The 16,232-nt window shown below is 60.0% G+C and carries 14 protein-coding genes; 9 read left to right on the top strand and 5 right to left on the bottom strand.

What is annotated here, in order from left to right:
• Positions 1-23: 23 nt before the first annotated feature.
• Both dapD and ACZRN6_RS10415 read right to left on the bottom strand, forming a co-directional pair.
• Positions 24-1,058, bottom strand: coding sequence for a 2,3,4,5-tetrahydropyridine-2,6-dicarboxylate N-succinyltransferase (gene dapD, locus ACZRN6_RS10420; RefSeq protein ID WP_322143528.1), 1,035 nt, complete (start codon positions 1,056-1,058; stop codon positions 24-26).
• Between the two features lie 33 nt (positions 1,059-1,091).
• A complete protein-coding gene (locus ACZRN6_RS10415; protein WP_088422994.1) occupies positions 1,092-1,454 on the bottom strand; it encodes an ArsC family reductase in 363 nt (120 codons plus the stop codon).
• Between the two features lie 213 nt (positions 1,455-1,667).
• Between ACZRN6_RS10415 and ACZRN6_RS10410 the strand changes: the two genes are divergently transcribed.
• The gene (locus ACZRN6_RS10410; RefSeq protein ID WP_464007892.1) at positions 1,668-3,311 is read left to right on the top strand and encodes a Na+/H+ antiporter; all 1,644 of its coding nucleotides are present in this window, start codon (positions 1,668-1,670) and stop codon (positions 3,309-3,311) included.
• Between the two features lie 158 nt (positions 3,312-3,469).
• On the opposite strand, the gene dapC is transcribed toward ACZRN6_RS10410, so the two are convergent.
• The 3 genes from dapC to map form a co-directional block, all read right to left on the bottom strand.
• A complete protein-coding gene (gene dapC / locus ACZRN6_RS10405; protein WP_464007891.1) occupies positions 3,470-4,669 on the bottom strand; it encodes a succinyldiaminopimelate transaminase in 1,200 nt (399 codons plus the stop codon).
• A 136-nt stretch (positions 4,670-4,805) separates the two neighbouring features.
• The gene (locus tag ACZRN6_RS10400) at positions 4,806-7,508 is read right to left on the bottom strand and encodes a [protein-PII] uridylyltransferase (protein WP_464007890.1); all 2,703 of its coding nucleotides are present in this window, start codon (positions 7,506-7,508) and stop codon (positions 4,806-4,808) included.
• A 61-nt stretch (positions 7,509-7,569) separates the two neighbouring features.
• Positions 7,570-8,352, bottom strand: coding sequence for a type I methionyl aminopeptidase (map, locus tag ACZRN6_RS10395; protein ID WP_088422999.1), 783 nt, complete (start codon positions 8,350-8,352; stop codon positions 7,570-7,572).
• Between the two features lie 385 nt (positions 8,353-8,737).
• On the opposite strand from map, the gene rpsB reads away from it, so the two are divergent.
• The 8 genes from rpsB to rseP all read left to right on the top strand — a co-directional run bounded on the left by rpsB (position 8,738) and on the right by rseP (position 16,211).
• On the top strand, positions 8,738-9,475 hold the full coding sequence (gene rpsB / locus ACZRN6_RS10390) for a 30S ribosomal protein S2 (RefSeq protein WP_003219330.1): 738 nt from the start codon (positions 8,738-8,740) through the stop codon (positions 9,473-9,475).
• Positions 9,476-9,667: 192 nt separating this feature from the next.
• Positions 9,668-10,531 (top strand): translation elongation factor Ts, encoded by an 864-nt coding sequence (tsf, locus tag ACZRN6_RS10385; protein WP_318303986.1) that lies wholly within the window; start codon positions 9,668-9,670, stop codon positions 10,529-10,531.
• 210 nt (positions 10,532-10,741) lie between these two features.
• The gene (gene pyrH / locus ACZRN6_RS10380) at positions 10,742-11,485 is read left to right on the top strand and encodes a UMP kinase (protein ID WP_003219327.1); all 744 of its coding nucleotides are present in this window, start codon (positions 10,742-10,744) and stop codon (positions 11,483-11,485) included.
• Positions 11,482-12,039 (top strand): ribosome recycling factor, encoded by a 558-nt coding sequence (gene frr / locus ACZRN6_RS10375; protein ID WP_322143577.1) that lies wholly within the window; start codon positions 11,482-11,484, stop codon positions 12,037-12,039. Before pyrH ends, frr begins: the two co-directional genes overlap by 4 nt.
• A 17-nt stretch (positions 12,040-12,056) precedes the next feature.
• Positions 12,057-12,812 carry a polyprenyl diphosphate synthase gene (uppS, locus tag ACZRN6_RS10370; protein ID WP_003219323.1) on the top strand — a complete coding sequence of 252 codons (756 nt, stop codon included), beginning with the start codon at positions 12,057-12,059 and terminating at the stop codon, positions 12,810-12,812.
• Positions 12,812-13,618: a phosphatidate cytidylyltransferase gene (locus ACZRN6_RS10365; protein WP_322143578.1), complete on the top strand. Its 807-nt coding sequence runs from the start codon at positions 12,812-12,814 to the stop codon at positions 13,616-13,618. The genes uppS and ACZRN6_RS10365 overlap by 1 nt, the downstream gene beginning before the upstream one ends.
• Complete coding sequence (gene ispC / locus ACZRN6_RS10360) at positions 13,615-14,805, top strand: 1-deoxy-D-xylulose-5-phosphate reductoisomerase (protein WP_322143579.1); 1,191 nt, start codon at positions 13,615-13,617, stop codon at positions 14,803-14,805. Before ACZRN6_RS10365 ends, ispC begins: the two co-directional genes overlap by 4 nt.
• A 53-nt stretch (positions 14,806-14,858) precedes the next feature.
• Entirely contained in the window at positions 14,859-16,211 is a 1,353-nt protein-coding gene (gene rseP, locus ACZRN6_RS10355) for a sigma E protease regulator RseP (protein ID WP_322143580.1), read from the top strand.
• Positions 16,212-16,232: the final 21 nt, after the last annotated feature.

The following is a 16,232-nucleotide window of genomic DNA, read 5'->3' as shown; positions in this document are numbered from 1 at the left end:
CGTTAGTGGCATCGAGTCGCTGCTTAGTTGTGAGCGTGCAGCGCTGCGTTCAGTTCGATGGCCGACTTGTGGGTTTTGCACTCCACGGCACCGGTCTCGGAGTTGCGGCGGAACAGCAGGTCGGGTTGGCCGGCCAGCTCACGCGCCTTGACCACTTTGACCAGTTGGTTGGCCTCGTCCAGCAGTGCAACCTTGGTCCCGGCGGTGACGTACAGGCCCGATTCCACGGTGTTGCGGTCGCCCAACGGGATACCGATACCGGCGTTTGCGCCGATCAGGCAGCCTTCGCCCACCTTGATCACGATGTTGCCGCCGCCCGACAGGGTGCCCATGGTGGAGCAACCGCCGCCCAGGTCCGAACCCTTGCCGACGAACACGCCAGCCGACACGCGGCCTTCGATCATGCCCGGGCCTTCGGTACCGGCGTTGAAGTTGACGAAACCTTCGTGCATCACGGTGGTGCCTTCGCCTACGTAGGCGCCCAGGCGGATGCGTGCGGCATCAGCGATACGCACGCCGCTCGGCACCACGTAGTCGGTCATTTTCGGGAACTTGTCCACCGAGAACACTTCCAGCAGCTCGCCACGCAGGCGTGCTTCGAGTTGGCGCTCGGCCAGCTCGGCGATGTCGATTGCGCCCTGGCTGGTCCAGGCCACGTTCGGCAGCTGCGGGAACACACCGGCCAGGCTCAGGCCATGTGGCTTGACCAGGCGATGGGACAGCAGGTGCAGCTTGAGGTAAGCCTCAGGCGTGGACGTCAGCGCGGCGTCTTCGGCCAGCAGCGTGGCGACCAGCGGCTTGTGGCTTTCAGCCAGGCGGGTGAGCAGTGCGGCCTGGGTAGCGTCGACGCCCTTGAGCGCGTCAGCCAGTTGCGAAGCCTGGGCCACGGTGAACGTGATGGCCTGGTTGCCTTCGCTGTAACCGAGGACTGGTGCAATGGCTTGGATGATTTCAGCCGAAGGGTTGAGCAGCGGTTGTGCGTAAAACACTTCCAGCCAAGCACCTTGGCGGTTCTGAGTGCCGACGCCGAAGCCCAGGCTGAACAGGGAATTGGACATGCTGTTACCTCTACAAAAATGGAGTGGGCTGGCCTACTTGAGGGCCGCCGAATAACTATCTGGCTTGAAGCCAATCAGGGTTTTGTCACCGAGATCAAGCACCGGTCGCTTGATCATCGAGGGTTGCGCGAGCATCAATTCAATGGCTTTCGCTTGGTCGAGATCGGCTTTGCGTTCGTCTTCGAGTTTGCGAAAGGTGGTGCCCGCACGGTTCAAAACCACCTGCCAACCGTGCTCATTGCACCATTGGGTCAAGTGTTCGCGGTCGATACCGGCCGTTTTGTAGTCATGAAACTCATAGCTGACAGCGTGTTCATCGAGCCAGGTGCGCGCCTTTTTCATGGTGTCGCAGGCTTTGATGCCGAAAAGGTGCAACGTTTTGCTTGAATCGGTCAAGGAATTGCCCCCCTTTGGGCTGACGCAGATGAAAGGTCACGGATTATGCCATGGCCAGCGGCTTTCGGTGCCGCTCGTCACGATTGCGTTTTACTGGTGTGCGACTTTTGTGCAAAAGCCATCGCGCAGCATAGGCGGCTAATATGGCACTTCAACAGGTAGTTGTTGCCTGATGTGTGTTGTTGCAAGTTGATTGTCTGGGAATCCCGCGTTATGCAAACTGCCTACACCGTACTTATCCTGCTGATGCTGGTCAGCGTTTCGCGCCTTGTCGGGCGTGTTATCCCACTGCCGTTGCCGTTGGTGCAGATCGCCGCCGGTGCTTTGTTGGCCTGGCCGACGCTGGGGCTGCATGTGGCCCTGGACCCTGAGTTGTTTCTTTTCCTGTTTCTGCCGCCGCTGCTGTTCTCTGATGGCTGGCGCATGCCCAAGCGTGAGCTGTGGGCCTTGCGTGGGCCGATTTTGACGCTGGCGGTGGGTTTGGTGCTGTTCACGGTGGTGGGCGCCGGTTACTTCATTCATTGGCTGCTGCCCACTATCCCGTTGCCGGTGGCCTTCGCCCTGGCGGCGGTGTTGTCGCCGACGGATGCGGTGGCGGTGTCGGCGATTTCCCAGAACCGTCTGCCGCAGCCATTGATGCATATGCTCCAGGGCGAAGCCTTGATGAACGATGCATCGGGCCTGGTGACCTTCAAGTTTGCCCTGGCGGCGGCGTTGACCGGGGTGTTCTCCCTGGGCGATGCCAGCCTGACCTTTGTTTTGGTGGCCGTGGGCGGGCTGGCGGTGGGCGTGGCTCTGAGTTGGCTGGTGGGCCGCTTGCGCTCGTGGATGATCGCCCGGGGCTGGGACGACCCGGCGACTCACGTGGTGTTTATGTTGCTGCTGCCGTTCGCCGCGTACGTGCTGGCGGAACGCCTTGGTGCATCGGGGATTCTATCAGCAGTGGCGGCGGGCATGATGCAAAGCTGGCTCGACCTGCTGCCGCGCCAGACCAGCACCCGGCTGCTCAATCGCAGCGTCTGGTCGCTGCTGGAGTTTGCGTTTAACGGCTTGATCTTCTTGCTGCTGGGTCTGCAATTGCCAGACATCATCAAGGCGGTGGTCAGCCATGAACCGACGCTATGGCCGACATTGCTCTATCGCTGCCTGGACGTGATCGCGATTTTCCTGGTGCTGGTGGTATTGCGGTTTATCTGGGTGCAAAGCATCTGGCGACTGTCGGGCTTATTGCGCCGGATTCGTGGGAAAAGTGAGCTGACGCTGGTGCCCACCGCGCGGTCCTGCTGGTTGCTGACCGTCGGTGGCGTACGCGGTGCCGTGACCCTGGCGGGTGTGATGTCGGTACCGTTGCTGCTTGCGCCGGGGCAGGATTTTCCCGAGCGCGACCTGCTGATCTTCATCGCCGCCGGTGTGATCCTGCTGTCGTTGGTCGCGGCCTGCATCGCTTTGCCGCTGCTGTTACGCGGCATCGAGAAGAGCCCGGATGAGAAACGCCACAATGAAGTGCGCGAGGCCTGGAAGAAGACCGCCGTGGCTGCTATCCATGCCCTGGAAGCCGAAGAACCCGCTGAAGCTGCACCCCAGGATGCCGCCCAGGCAGCCTTGGCCACCGAGCTCAAGGCGCGGTTGATGTCGGAGTATCGTCATCAACTGGAAGTGTTCAACGATTCGGCCGAAGCCCAGGCGCTGGCGTTGCAGATGGACCAACTGGAGCGCAAGTTGCGGCTCAAGGCCCTGCGGGCGCAGCGTCTGGAACTGTATAGCCTGAGCCGTCACCACCAGATTGGTGATGATGTGCTACGGGAGGTGTTGGCGGATCTGGATATGAGCGAGGCGAATCTGGGTCATATCAAATAACACCGCGGTGCTTACTTGTGGCGAGGGAGCTTGCTCCCGCTAGGTGACGAAGTCGCCCCAACGCTGGCGACTTCATTCATGCAGGAAAACGGCATCAGCCGGTTTACGACTGCTGCGCAGCCGAGCGGGAGAAAGCTCCCTCGCCACATTCAGAGCAGTTATTTATTGCGAGTGATGAAGTCGCGAATCCGCGTTGCTGCTTCCACGCACTCTGCCAGCGGCGCAACCAGCGCCAGGCGCACACGCCCGGCGCCCGGGTTGAAACCGTCGACTTCACGCGACAGGTACGAACCCGGCACCACGGTCACGTGCTCTTCCACGAACAAGTCCCGGCAGAACGCCGCATCGTCGCCCTTCACGTTCGGCCACAGGTAAAAACCACCGTCCGGGTTTTGCACGTCCAGCACGGGTTTGAGAATCGCCAGCACGGCATCGAACTTTTCCCGGTACAGATCGCGGTTGGCCTGCACGTGGGCTTCGTCCTGCCAGGCAGCAATGCTCGCCAGTTGGGTTTGCACCGGCATCGCGCAGCCGTGGTAGGTGCGGTACAGCAGGAAGCCCTTGAGGATCTCGGCATCACCGGCCACAAAACCCGAACGCAGGCCCGGCAGGTTGGAGCGCTTGGACAGGCTGTGGAACACCACGCAGCGCTTGAAATCCTGGCGACCCAGTTCCACACAGGCACTGAGCAGGCCTGGCGGCGGGGTTTGCTCGTCGAAGTACAGCTCGCTGTAGCACTCGTCGGCGGCGATCACGAAGTCGTATTCGTCGGCCAGCGCGATCAGTTTTTTCAGGGTGTCGACCGGGATCAATGCACCGGTCGGGTTACCTGGCGAGCACAGGAACAGGATCTGGCAGCGTTTCCAGATGTCCGGCGACACTGCGTCGAAATCCGGATTGAAGCCGTTTTCATCCAGGCAGGGCAGGTAATGCGGCTTGGCCCCGGCGAGGAACGCAGCACCTTCGTAGATCTGATAGAACGGGTTCGGGCTGACCACCAGCGCGTCATCGCCACGGTTGACCACGGTCTGGGTGAAGGCAAACAGCGCTTCACGGGTGCCGTTTACCGGCAGGATATTGCGCGCCGGGTCCAGCCAGCCCTTGGGCACGCTGAAGCGGCGTTCGCACCAAGCGCCAATGGCCTCGCGCAGGGCCGGTATGCCCAACGTGGTGGGGTACACGGCCATCTGGTCCAGGCTGTTGGCGAGTGCATCGGCAACAAACTGTGGGGATTTATGCTTCGGTTCGCCGATGGAGAGGGCGATCGGGCGTTTGTCCGGGTTCGGCGTGACGCTGCCCAGCAGGAGGCGCAGTTTCTCGAACGGGTAGGGCTGCAACTGGTTCAGAGCGTTGTTCATGAGGGCCTCTATCACGGGCTCCCTGTAGGAGCTGGCTTGCCAGCGATGCAGGCACCGCGGTGTATCAGGTACGCCGAGGTGATGCCATCGCTAGGCAAGCCAGCTCCTACAGGAACCGCATTTATACAGTTAAAAATCAAATCGTCAGTCTGGACATCTCGACGCCGGTCCCTTGGTTGACGCTCAACTGCTGGACGATGGCTTCCTGCAAGCGTCGGCACAGTTCAGGGTCGGAAAGCGGCTGGTTGTCGGCATCGGTAATAAAGAACACGTCTTCGACCCGTTCGCCCAGGGTCGCAATCTTGGCGTTCTGCAACGACAGGTCGAACTCCAGGAAGATCGTGCCGATTCGCGCCAACAGGCCCGGGCGGTCCGGCGCGCTGAGTTCCAGCACGGTCACCGGGCGCTGGGCGTCGTTGTGGATGGTCACTTCGGGGGCGAACGCAAAATGCTTGAGCTGGCGCGGCACCCGGCGCTGGATGATGGTCGGGTAGTCGTCCGGGTTGCGCAGGGCGTCGGTGAGGCCCTTGCGGATCTTTTTCACCCGCTCCGGGTTGTCGCCGATGGACTCGCCTTCGGTGTCGAGCACGATGTAGGTGTCGAGGGTGAACTGGCTGCTGGACGTGATGACCCGGGCGTCGTGAATGTTCAGGTTGAGCTGGTCCATCGCGGCCACGGTCACGGCGAAGAAGTCGTGCTGGTCGGGTGCGTAGATGAAGATCTGCGTGCCGCCCTCGAACTCGCGCTGGGTGGTTTCCTTGATCAGTACCAACGGCCCGCCGTCGGCCGGCTGCTGCAGGATCGCGTCGCTGTGCCAGGCCACGTCACCGGCAGTGTGGCGCAGGAAGTAGTCGTCGCCCAGTTGCGACCAGAGTTGCTCGACGTCGTCCGGGTCGTTGCCGCCACGCACCAAAATATCCAGTGCCGCGCTTTGGGTGCGGCGGATCTGTTCCTCGCGGTCTACCGGGTTCTCCAGGCCGCGACGCAGCGCGCGCTTGGTCTCGGTGTAGAGCTGGCGCAACAGGCTGGCGCGCCAGGAATTCCACAGCGTCGGGTTGGTGGCGTTGATGTCGGACACGGTGAGCACGTACAGGTAGTCGAGGCGGGTCTCGTCGCCGACGGCCTGGGCGAAATCATGGATCACCTGCGGGTCGGACAAATCCTTGCGCTGGGCGGTGGTGGACATCACCAGGTGGTTTTGCACCAGCCACACGATCAGGCGGCTGTCCCACAGCGGCAACTGGTGACGCTGGCAGAACGCCTCGGCGTCCACCGCACCAATTTCCGAGTGATCGCCATGCCGGCCCTTGCCGATGTCGTGGTACAGGCCGGCCAGGTAGATCAACTCAGGCTTGGGCAGGCGCGCCATGAGCTTACTGGCCAGCGGGAATTTCTCTGACACCTGGGTGTACTGCAACTTACGCAGGTGTTTGATCAGGTTCAGGGTGTGGGCGTCCACCGTATAGATGTGAAACAGGTCGTGCTGCATCTGCCCGACGATAAAGCCGAACTCCGGCAGGTAGCGCCCCAGGATTCCGTAGCGGTTCATCCGGCGCAGGTTGCGGTGGATGCCGATCTTGCACTTGAACAGCTCGATAAACAGGCTGGTGTTGCGGATGTCGTGGCGGAACTCGTCGTCGATCAGGTGACGGTTTTCCCGCAGCAAGCGAATGGTGTCGGCGCGCACGCCTTTGATTTCCGGCTGCTGGGCCATCAACACGAAGATTTCCAGCATGGCGAACGGCGTGCGTTTGAACACGTTGTCGTTGCGGGCCTCGATGTAGCCATCGTGCAGCTGGAAGCGCGCGTTGATCGGCTGCGGCGGTGCTTCGTCTTCCGGGGCCAGGATCACTTCTTCGAAGTGCTGGATGATCAGGTCGCTGAGCTGGGCGATGCTCATCACCACGCGGTAGTACTGCTGCATGAAGCTTTCGATGCTGGTCTTTGCGTCTTCGCCTTCAAACCCCAGCAGGGTGGCGATGGAGCGCTGGTGGTCGAACAGCAGGCGGTCTTCGGAGCGCCCGGCCAGCATGTGCAGGGCGTAACGCACTTTCCACAGGAACTCCTGGGAGGAGGCCAGCAGGGCGTTTTCGCTCTCCACCAAAAAGCCTTCCCCGGCCAGGGCGCGCAGGTTCAGGGTGCCGTACTGGCGGCGTGCAACCCACAGGATGGTCTGGATATCCCGCAGCCCGCCCGGCGAGCCTTTGACGTTGGGCTCCAGGTTGTATTCGGTGTCGTTGTACTTGTGGTGGCGGGCTTTCTGCTCGGCGCGCTTGGCCAGGAAGAAATCCTTGCTCGGCCACATGTGTGCGGTACTGGTGACTTCCAGCATGCGCTGGCGCAGTCGCTCGGGGCCGGCGATGGTGCGGCTTTCCATCAGGTTGGTGATCACCGTCAGGTCGGCGCGGGCTTCCTGGGCGCATTCGTCTACCGAGCGCACGCTTTGGCCGACTTCCAGGCCGATGTCCCACAGCAGCGTCAGAAAACGCTCGATGGAATCGCGAAAAATCTCGTGGTCGGCGCTCTCCAGCAAAATCAACAGGTCGATGTCGGAGTAGGGGTGCAGTTCGCCACGGCCGTAGCCGCCGACCGCCACCAGGGCGATATCGGCGTCTTCACTCCAGCTGAACTGCTCCCAGGCCTTTTGCAGGATGTTGTCGACGAACCAGGCGCGGTCCTCGATCAGCCGGCGGATGTCCCGGCCCGTACGAAAACGCGCGTCGAGCACCTCGCGGGCCTGACGGATGGCCTTTTTGAAGGCGGCGATAGGGCTGGCCTTCAGCGCCAGTTCCGCTTGGAACTGGCCACGGTCGAAGAGTTCGGGATCCACCTGGGGCATCGATCGGTTTTCCTTTCTATCTAGGGGTCACAGCGTTGCTATTAGAAAACCGGTGCAAACATTACGCCGAAACGCGAGGAATCGTGTCATCGGCGCGCAGGGTGAAGATCTCGTAGCCGGTATCGGTCACCAGCAGGGTGTGTTCCCACTGTGCCGAGAGCTTGCGGTCCTTGGTGATGGCGGTCCAGCCGTCGCCCAGTACCTTGGTGTCGGCCTTGCCCTGGTTGATCATCGGCTCGATGGTGAAGGTCATGCCTGCCTTGAGCTCCATGCCGGTGCCGGCGCGGCCGTAGTGCAGGATCTGCGGCTCTTCGTGGAATACCTTGCCGATGCCGTGGCCGCAGAATTCGCGCACCACCGAGAAACCGTTCTTTTCAGCGTGCTTCTGGATCACTTCACCGATGTCGCCCAGGCGGCAGCCGGGCTTGACGATCTCGATGGCCTTGTACATGCATTCCTGGGTCACTTGCGACAGGCGCTCGGCCCACACTGGCACGCTGCCGACGTGGAACATGCGGCTGGTGTCACCGTGGTAGCCGTCCTTGATCACGGTGACGTCGATGTTCAGGGTGTCGCCGTCTTTCAGTGGCTTGTCGCCCGGAATCCCGTGGCATACCACGTGGTTGATCGAGGTGCAGATCGACTTGGGGAAGCCCTTGTAGTTCAGCGGCGCCGGGATGGCTTTTTGCACGTCGACGATATAGTCGTGGCAGATGCGATCCAGCGCTTCGGTGGTGACGCCGGGCTTGACGTGTTCGGCAATCATTTCCAGCACGTCGGCAGCCAGTTTGCCGGCAACACGCATGCCAGCGATGTCTTCGGCGGTTTTGAGGGTGACGGTCATACAGGCTCTCTCTAGCGCGACGCGCTGAAATCAATACGGTTTACGGGTGTGCGACAAAAGGTTGCAGAATTCGCACAAGCCCAAAAAACGCGATTCTAGCAGACGCTGGGGGCAAACCATGAGCGTCTGGCGATCGCTTCTGTCTATAAGGATGGGGGCATTCTGGCTCTATTCAAAGGGTTAGGCAAAAGCGACTGACGGCAAATGTGATTTCGGGTTCCGTTTTTGCCAGCCCTGTGGTATAAAATGCGCCGCTTTCCGGGGATACCCCGCAAAGCTTAAATCCACACACGTGTCGACACGATGACCTGGGTGCCGGAGGCGAATGCCGCTGGTTGGTCATTGGGATACGTGGAGGCCAAACCCGACTTATTAAGGAACTATCATGTCCCAAGTCAACATGCGCGATATGCTGAAGGCCGGTGTGCACTTCGGTCACCAGACCCGTTACTGGAACCCGAAAATGGGTAAATACATTTTCGGCGCGCGTAACAAGATCCACATCATCAACCTTGAAAAAACCCTGCCAATGTTCAACGAAGCTCTGACTTTCGTAGAGCGCCTGGCCCAGGGCAAAAACAAGATTCTGTTCGTCGGCACCAAGCGTTCCGCTGGCAAGATCGTTGCTGAAGAAGCAGCACGTTGCGGTTCGCCGTACGTCGATCACCGCTGGTTGGGCGGCATGCTGACCAACTTCAAAACCATCCGTGCTTCCATCAAGCGTCTGCGTGACCTTGAAGTGCAAGCCGAAGACGGTACTTTCGCCAAGCTGACCAAGAAAGAGGCGCTGATGCGCACTCGCGACCTGGAAAAGCTCGATCGTTCCCTGGGTGGTATCAAGGACATGGGCGGCCTGCCTGACGCACTGTTCGTTATCGACGTTGATCACGAGCGCATCGCGATCACCGAAGCCAACAAGCTGGGCATCCCGGTTATCGGCGTAGTCGATACCAACAGCAGCCCGGAAGGCGTTGACTACATCATCCCAGGCAACGATGACGCAATCCGCGCTATCCAGCTGTACATGGGTTCGATGGCTGACGCTGTAATCCGTGGTCGCAACCACGTTGCTGGCGGCACCGAGCAGTTCGTTGAAGAAGCTCCGGTAGCAGCAGCTGAGTAACTGACGCCTTGGCGTTTACTCAGTAAGCAAAAAGGGGGCTTGGCCCCCTTTTTGCCACCTCGAAAACCACTTGTCGGCAGCGCAGCTACAACACTTGTAACGTGCAGCGGCCTACAAGGGTGGTTCGGGAAGAATTGATCGCCCGTTCAATCGGGTGGAATGGTTGAAAACCTATCCAAGAGGATTTTGAAAATGGCAGAGATTACTGCAGCGTTGGTTAAAGAACTGCGTGAGCGTACTGGCGAAGGCATGATGGATTGCAAAAAGGCCTTGACCAAGGCCGGCGGCGACATCGAAAAAGCCATTGATGACATGCGTGCTTCGGGCGCCATCAAGGCTGCCAAGAAAGCAGGCAACGTGGCTGCTGAAGGCGCTATCGCTCTTAAAGAAGACGGTAAAACCGCCGTTCTGCTGGAAGTGAACTCGCAGACCGACTTCCTGGCTCTGCAGGACGACTTCAAGGCATTTGTTGCTGCAAGCGTTGAAAAAGCGTTCGCTGACAAGCTGACTGACGTCGCGCCGCTGATCGAAGCTCAAGAAGCTGCTCGCCTGGTACTGGTCGGCAAGGTTGGCGAAAACGTCAACATCCGTCGCCTGGCTCGCGTTGAAGGTGATGTTGTCGGTGGTTACCTGCACGGTAACAAGATCGGCGTTGTGGTTGCCCTTAAAGGCGGCAGCGTTGAACTGGCCAAAGACATCGCTATGCACGTAGCGGCCAGCAACCCTGAATTCCTGCTGCCATCGGAAGTGTCCGCTGAAGCAATCGAACGCGAAAAAGCCGTGTTCCTGAGCCTCAACGCTGACAAAATCGCCGGCAAGCCGGAAAACATCGTTGAAAACATGATCAAAGGCCGTATCAGCAAGTTCCTGGCTGAGGCTTCCCTGGTTGAGCAGGCGTTCGTCAAGAACCCTGAAATCAAGGTTGGCGAACTGGCCAAGAAAGCCGGTGCTGAAATCGTTTCCTTCACCTACTACAAAGTAGGCGACGGCATCGAGAAGCCGGTCGACAACTTCGCTGAAGAAGTTGCTGCCCAGCTGGCTGCCGCCAAGCAGTAAGACAGTTTTAAACTGTCGCCCAAAAGAGGCTGCCCGCTTACGCGCGCAGCCTCTTTTCAAATGGGGTGATCGATTTTTATTGGTTTCCCTTTGGAACTGGCTTACAAAGCCGTGTTCCGATGGCGCTGTGACAGCGTCAAGCTAGAGTGAACGCAGGCCGTAAACGGCTTGCCAAGAATTTTCAAAAATACGCCGCAGGAGAGATTCGCAATGGCTCAGCAGGGCAGTGGTCATCAGGCTCGCTATAAACGCATTCTACTCAAGCTTAGCGGCGAGGCCCTGATGGGGTCGGAAGAGTTTGGGATCGATCCCAAGGTACTTGATCGCATGGCGCTGGAAGTCGGCCAACTGGTCGGTATCGGTGTTCAGGTCGGTCTGGTGATCGGCGGCGGCAACCTGTTCCGCGGTGCAGCACTGAGCGCTGCCGGCATGGATCGGGTGACGGGCGACCACATGGGCATGCTGGCCACTGTGATGAACGCCCTGGCGATGCGCGATGCCCTGGAGCGCGCCAACATCACCGCGATCGTCATGTCGGCTATTTCCATGGTTGGCGTAACGGATCACTATGATCGTCGCAAAGCCATGCGTCACCTGGATGCCAAAGAGGTAGTGATTTTTGCTGCCGGTACCGGCAACCCGTTCTTCACCACCGATTCGGCAGCGTGCCTGCGTGGTATCGAGATCAACGCAGACGTGGTGCTCAAGGCCACCAAGGTTGACGGTGTCTACACCGCAGACCCATTCAAAGACCCGCATGCCGAGAAGTTCGATCATCTGACTTATGATGAAGTGCTGGATCGCAAGCTGGGCGTGATGGACCTGACGGCCATTTGCTTGTGCCGCGACCACAAGATGCCGCTGCGCGTATTTAACATGAACAAGCCCGGCGCCCTGCTGAACATCGTACATGGCGGCGCGGAAGGGACTCTGATCGAGGAAATCGAACAATGATCAACGAAATCAAAAAAGACGCTCAAGAGCGCATGCAGAAATCCCTGGACTCCCTGAACCATGCATTTGGTCAGATCCGTACCGGCAAGGCTCACCCAAGCATCCTGGGCAGCGTGATGGTGCCGTACTACGGTACTGATACTTCGATCACTCAAGTGGCGAACATCACTGTAAAAGATTCGCGCACCCTGCAAGTCGTGGCTTTTGAGCGCAACATGCTCGGCGCTGTCGACAAGGCGATCCAGAGCGCCGGCTTGAACCTCAACCCGACCAACCTGGGTGAGCTGCTGCTGATCTCCATGCCGGCCCTGACTGAAGAAACCCGCAAGGGCTTCACCAAGCAGGCCCGCAGCGCCGCTGAAGATGCACGGGTTGCCGTGCGCAACATTCGTCGTGATGCCTTGGGTGACCTGAAGAAGCTGGTCAAGGACAAGGAAATCAGCGAAGACGAAGAGCGTCGTGCTGTCGCCGATATCGACAAGCTGACTAAAGACGCCGAGGCCCAGATCACCAAGGCCACGGAAGATAAAGAAAAGGACCTGATGGCCGTATAAGGGGTCAGGACGCCTTCATGGAAAAGACCAAGCAGACTGTACCCTCTGTGGTGCCGCGCCATGTCGCGATCATCATGGACGGGAATAATCGCTGGGCGAAGAAGCGCTTTATGCCGGGTGTCGCCGGGCATAAAGCGGGTGTCGATGCTGTGCGTGCCGTGATCGAGGTATGCGCTGAGGCCAAGGTCGAAGTGTTGACCCTGTTCGCGTTCTCCAGTGAAAACTGGCAGCGCCCGGCCGAGGAGGTCAGTGCCTTGATGGACCTGTTCTTCAAGGCCCTGCGTCGTGAGGCCAAGCGCCTGAACGAGAACAACATCAGCCTGCGCATCATCGGCGACCGCTCGCGGTTCCATCCCGAGTTGCAAGCGGCCATGCGCGAGGCCGAGGCGATCACTGCCGGCAGCAACCGTTTTGTGCTGCAAATTGCAGCCAACTACGGCGGCCAGTGGGACATCGCCCAGGCTGCGCAACGCCTGGCGCGGGAAGTGCAGGCCGGTCATCTGCGACCGGAAGACATCACCCCCGAACTGTTGCAAACCTGTCTGGTGACTGGCGACCTGCCGTTGCCCGACCTGTGCATTCGTACCGGTGGCGACCACCGCATCAGCAACTTCCTGTTGTGGCAGTTGGCCTATACCGAACTGTACTTCTCCGACCTGTTCTGGCCGGACTTCAAACACGATGCCATGCGCAATGCGCTGGCCGATTTCGCTTCCCGTCAGCGTCGCTTCGGTAAAACGAGCGAGCAGATCGAAGCTGGAGCCCGGGTTTAATGCTTAAACAACGAATCATCACGGCGCTGATCCTGCTGCCTATTGCCTTGTGCGGGTTTTTCCTGCTTGAGGGCGCAAACTTCGCGCTGTTCATTGGCCTGGTTGTGACACTGGGTGCCTGGGAATGGGCGCGCCTGGCGGGCTTCACCGCGCAGTTGCCGCGTGTGGTGTACGCCGCTGTCGTGGCGTTGTTGATGTTCCTGATGTACGTCCTGCCGGACGTGGCGCCTTGGGTGCTGGGTGCGGCGGTGTTGTGGTGGGCGCTGGCGACCTATCTGGTGCTGACTTATCCAGGCACCAGCAGCCATTGGTCCAGTGTCGCCTGCAAGCTGGTGATCGGTCTTTTGATCCTGCTGCCCGCCTGGCAAGGCCTGGTCTACATCAAGCACATGCAGTTGGGGAACTGGCTGATCATGGCGGTGATGGTGCTGGTGTGGGGTGCCGATATCGGTGCCTACTTCTCCGGTCGTGCTTTCGGCAAGCGCAAGCTGGCACCGGCTGTCAGCCCGGGCAAGAGCTGGGAAGGCGTGTATGGCGGCCTGGCGCTGACCCTGGTGATTACGCTGGTGGTCGGTGTGGTGCGTGGCTGGACCGTCAAGGAAATGCTCCTGTCCCTGGTGGGCGCGGCCGTGGTCGTGTTCATCTCGGTAGTCGGTGACCTGACCGAAAGCATGTTCAAGCGTCAAGCCGGGATCAAGGACAGCAGTAACCTGCTGCCGGGCCACGGTGGTGTGCTGGACCGTATCGACAGCCTGACGGCCGCGATCCCGATCTTTGCCGTACTGCTGTGGATGGCTGCCTCGTGAGCCGTCTGCAACAGGTCACCGTGCTGGGCGCTACTGGCTCGGTGGGCCTGAGTACCCTGGATGTGATTGCCCGTCATCCCGAGCGTTATCAAGTCTTCGCATTGACCGGTTTCAGTCGCCTGAGCGAACTGCTGGCACTGTGTGTGCGGCACGTGCCGCAATACGCGGTGGTGCCTGAAGCAGCCGCCGCCCGTGGTTTGCAGGATGACCTGCGCGCTGCGGGCCTGGCGACTCAGGTGCTGGTGGGGGAGGAGGGGTTGTGCCAGGTTTCGGCTGACCCTGATGTCGACACCGTAGTCGCGGCGATTGTCGGCGCTGCCGGCTTGCGTCCGACCCTGGCCGCCGTTGATGCAGGCAAGAAGATTCTGCTGGCCAATAAAGAAGCCCTGGTGATGTCCGGCGCGCTCTTTATGCAGGCGGTGCGCAAGAGCGGCGCCGTGTTGTTGCCGCTGGACAGCGAACACAACGCGATTTTCCAGTGCATGCCCGGTGATTTCGCCCGCGGGTTGAGCCAGGTCGGCGTGCGCCGGATTCTCCTGACAGCCTCCGGCGGCCCCTTCCGGCAGACTCCGCTGGCCGATCTGGAGCATGTTTCCCCTGATCAGGCGTGCGCTCATCCGAACTGGTCCATGGGTCGCAAGATCTCGGTGGATTCGGCGAGCATGATGAACAAAGGGCTGGAGCTGATCGAGGCGTGCTGGCTGTTCGATGCCCGGCCGGACCAGGTCGAGGTGGTGATCCACCCACAAAGTGTGATTCATTCCCTGGTGGATTACGTGGATGGCTCCGTATTGGCCCAGTTGGGCAACCCGGACATGCGCACGCCGATCGCCAATGCCCTGGCATGGCCGGAGCGGATTGACTCAGGTGTTGCGCCGTTGGACCTGTTTGCCATTGCCCGTCTGGATTTCGAAGCGCCTGACGAGCAGCGCTTCCCTTGCCTGCGTCTGGCGCGGCAAGCTGCGGAAGCGGGTAACAGCGCGCCAGCGATGCTGAATGCGGCCAACGAAGTGGCGGTGGCAGCGTTTCTTGACCGGCGCATCCGCTTTCCGCAGATCGCGAGTATCATCGAGGACGTTTTAAACCTTGAGCCCGTCGTCGCCGTGAGTGATCTGGGCGCGGTGTTCGAGGCGGATACAAAGGCCCGGGCCTTGACCGAGCAATGGCTGGGCCGCAATACGCGTTAGCCTTTGGGTGTGTTTGAGCCTTCAGGCACTGGATTGGAATGCGGAGAAATTAGATGAGTGCGCTCTACATGATTGTCGGCACCCTGGTTGCTCTGGGTGTGCTGGTCACCTTCCACGAGTTCGGCCATTTCTGGGTCGCGCGTCGTTGCGGCGTCAAGGTGCTGCGCTTTTCCGTAGGCTTCGGCATGCCATTGCTGCGCTGGCACGACCGTCGCGGCACCGAGTTCGTGATTGCGGCCATTCCGTTGGGCGGCTACGTCAAGATGCTCGACGAGCGCGAAGGCGAAGTGCCGGCGGACCAGCTGGACCAGTCCTTCAATCGCAAGACCGTTCGTCAGCGTATTGCCATCGTCGCAGCAGGCCCGATCGCCAACTTTCTGTTGGCTATCGTGTTTTTCTGGGTCTTGGCCATGTTGGGCAGCCAGCAGGTGCGTCCGGTCATCGGTGCAGTCGAGGCGGACAGTATGGCAGCCAAGGCGGGCCTGACCGCCGGGCAGGAAATTGTTGCAGTTGATGGCGAACCAACCACTGGTTGGGGTGCGGTCAATTTGCAGTTGGTGCGTCGCCTGGGTGAAAGCGGCATCGTGAAGCTGGTGGTGCGTGAGCCGGACTCTACCGCTGAAACGCCGCGCGAGCTGACCCTGGACCACTGGCTGAAGGGTTCTGATGAGCCTGATCCGATCAAGTCACTGGGTATTCGCCCATGGCGTCCGGCCTTGCCGCCGGTGCTCGCAGAGCTGGATCCGAAGGGGCCGGCTCAGGCCGCAGGCTTGAAAACCGGCGATCGCTTGCTGGCGCTCGATGGCCAGGTACTGGGCGACTGGCAGCAAGTGGTCGACCTGGTACGTGTACGCCCTGATACCAAAATTGTGCTGAAAGTTGAGCGCGATGGTGCTCAAATCGACGTCCCTGTGACTCTGGCGGTTCGCGGGGAAGCCAAGGCGGCCGGGGGTTACCTGGGCGCCGGTGTCAAAGGTGTCGAGTGGCCACCTTCGATGGTGCGAGAGGTCAGTTTCGGGCCGTTGGCGGCAATTGGCGAGGGCGCGAGACGCACCTGGACCATGAGTGTGCTGACCCTCGATTCCCTCAAGAAAATGTTGTTCGGCGAGCTCTCGGTAAAAAACTTGAGTGGACCGATAACCATTGCTAAAGTGGCGGGCGCTTCTGCCCAGTCGGGCGTTGTAGATTTCCTGAATTTCCTGGCTTATCTGAGTATTAGCCTTGGGGTTCTGAATTTGTTGCCCATTCCAGTATTGGATGGGGGGCATCTGTTGTTTTATCTGGTCGAGTGGGCGCGTGGTCGCCCCTTGTCGGATCGGGTGCAGGGTTGGGGGATACAGATCGGTATCAGTTTGGTGGTTGGGGTGATGTTGTTAGCCCTGGTCAACGATCTGGGACGACTGTAACGCTTCGCTGAATTGCGAATC

Source organism: Pseudomonas sp. A125 (assembly GCF_055409485.1).
Note: the sequence above shows the minus strand (reverse complement) of the source record. Positions and strands in the feature narration are given on the sequence as shown.

Excerpts from the sequence above, each read along its gene's own strand:
- dapD (WP_322143528.1), bottom strand. The coding sequence starts at position 1,058 with ATGTCCAATTCCCTGTTCAGCCTGGGCTTCGGCGTCGGCACTCAGAAC.
- ACZRN6_RS10410 (WP_464007892.1), top strand. The coding sequence starts at position 1,668 with ATGCAAACTGCCTACACCGTACTTATCCTGCTGATGCTGGTCAGCGTT.
- dapC (WP_464007891.1), bottom strand. The coding sequence starts at position 4,669 with ATGAACAACGCTCTGAACCAGTTGCAGCCCTACCCGTTCGAGAAACTG.
- ACZRN6_RS10400 (WP_464007890.1), bottom strand. The coding sequence starts at position 7,508 with ATGCCCCAGGTGGATCCCGAACTCTTCGACCGTGGCCAGTTCCAAGCG.
- map (WP_088422999.1), bottom strand. The coding sequence starts at position 8,352 with ATGACCGTCACCCTCAAAACCGCCGAAGACATCGCTGGCATGCGTGTT.
- rpsB (WP_003219330.1), top strand. The coding sequence starts at position 8,738 with ATGTCCCAAGTCAACATGCGCGATATGCTGAAGGCCGGTGTGCACTTC.
- tsf (WP_318303986.1), top strand. The coding sequence starts at position 9,668 with ATGGCAGAGATTACTGCAGCGTTGGTTAAAGAACTGCGTGAGCGTACT.
- pyrH (WP_003219327.1), top strand. The coding sequence starts at position 10,742 with ATGGCTCAGCAGGGCAGTGGTCATCAGGCTCGCTATAAACGCATTCTA.
- frr (WP_322143577.1), top strand. The coding sequence starts at position 11,482 with ATGATCAACGAAATCAAAAAAGACGCTCAAGAGCGCATGCAGAAATCC.
- uppS (WP_003219323.1), top strand. The coding sequence starts at position 12,057 with ATGGAAAAGACCAAGCAGACTGTACCCTCTGTGGTGCCGCGCCATGTC.
- ACZRN6_RS10365 (WP_322143578.1), top strand. The coding sequence starts at position 12,812 with ATGCTTAAACAACGAATCATCACGGCGCTGATCCTGCTGCCTATTGCC.
- rseP (WP_322143580.1), top strand. The coding sequence starts at position 14,859 with ATGAGTGCGCTCTACATGATTGTCGGCACCCTGGTTGCTCTGGGTGTG.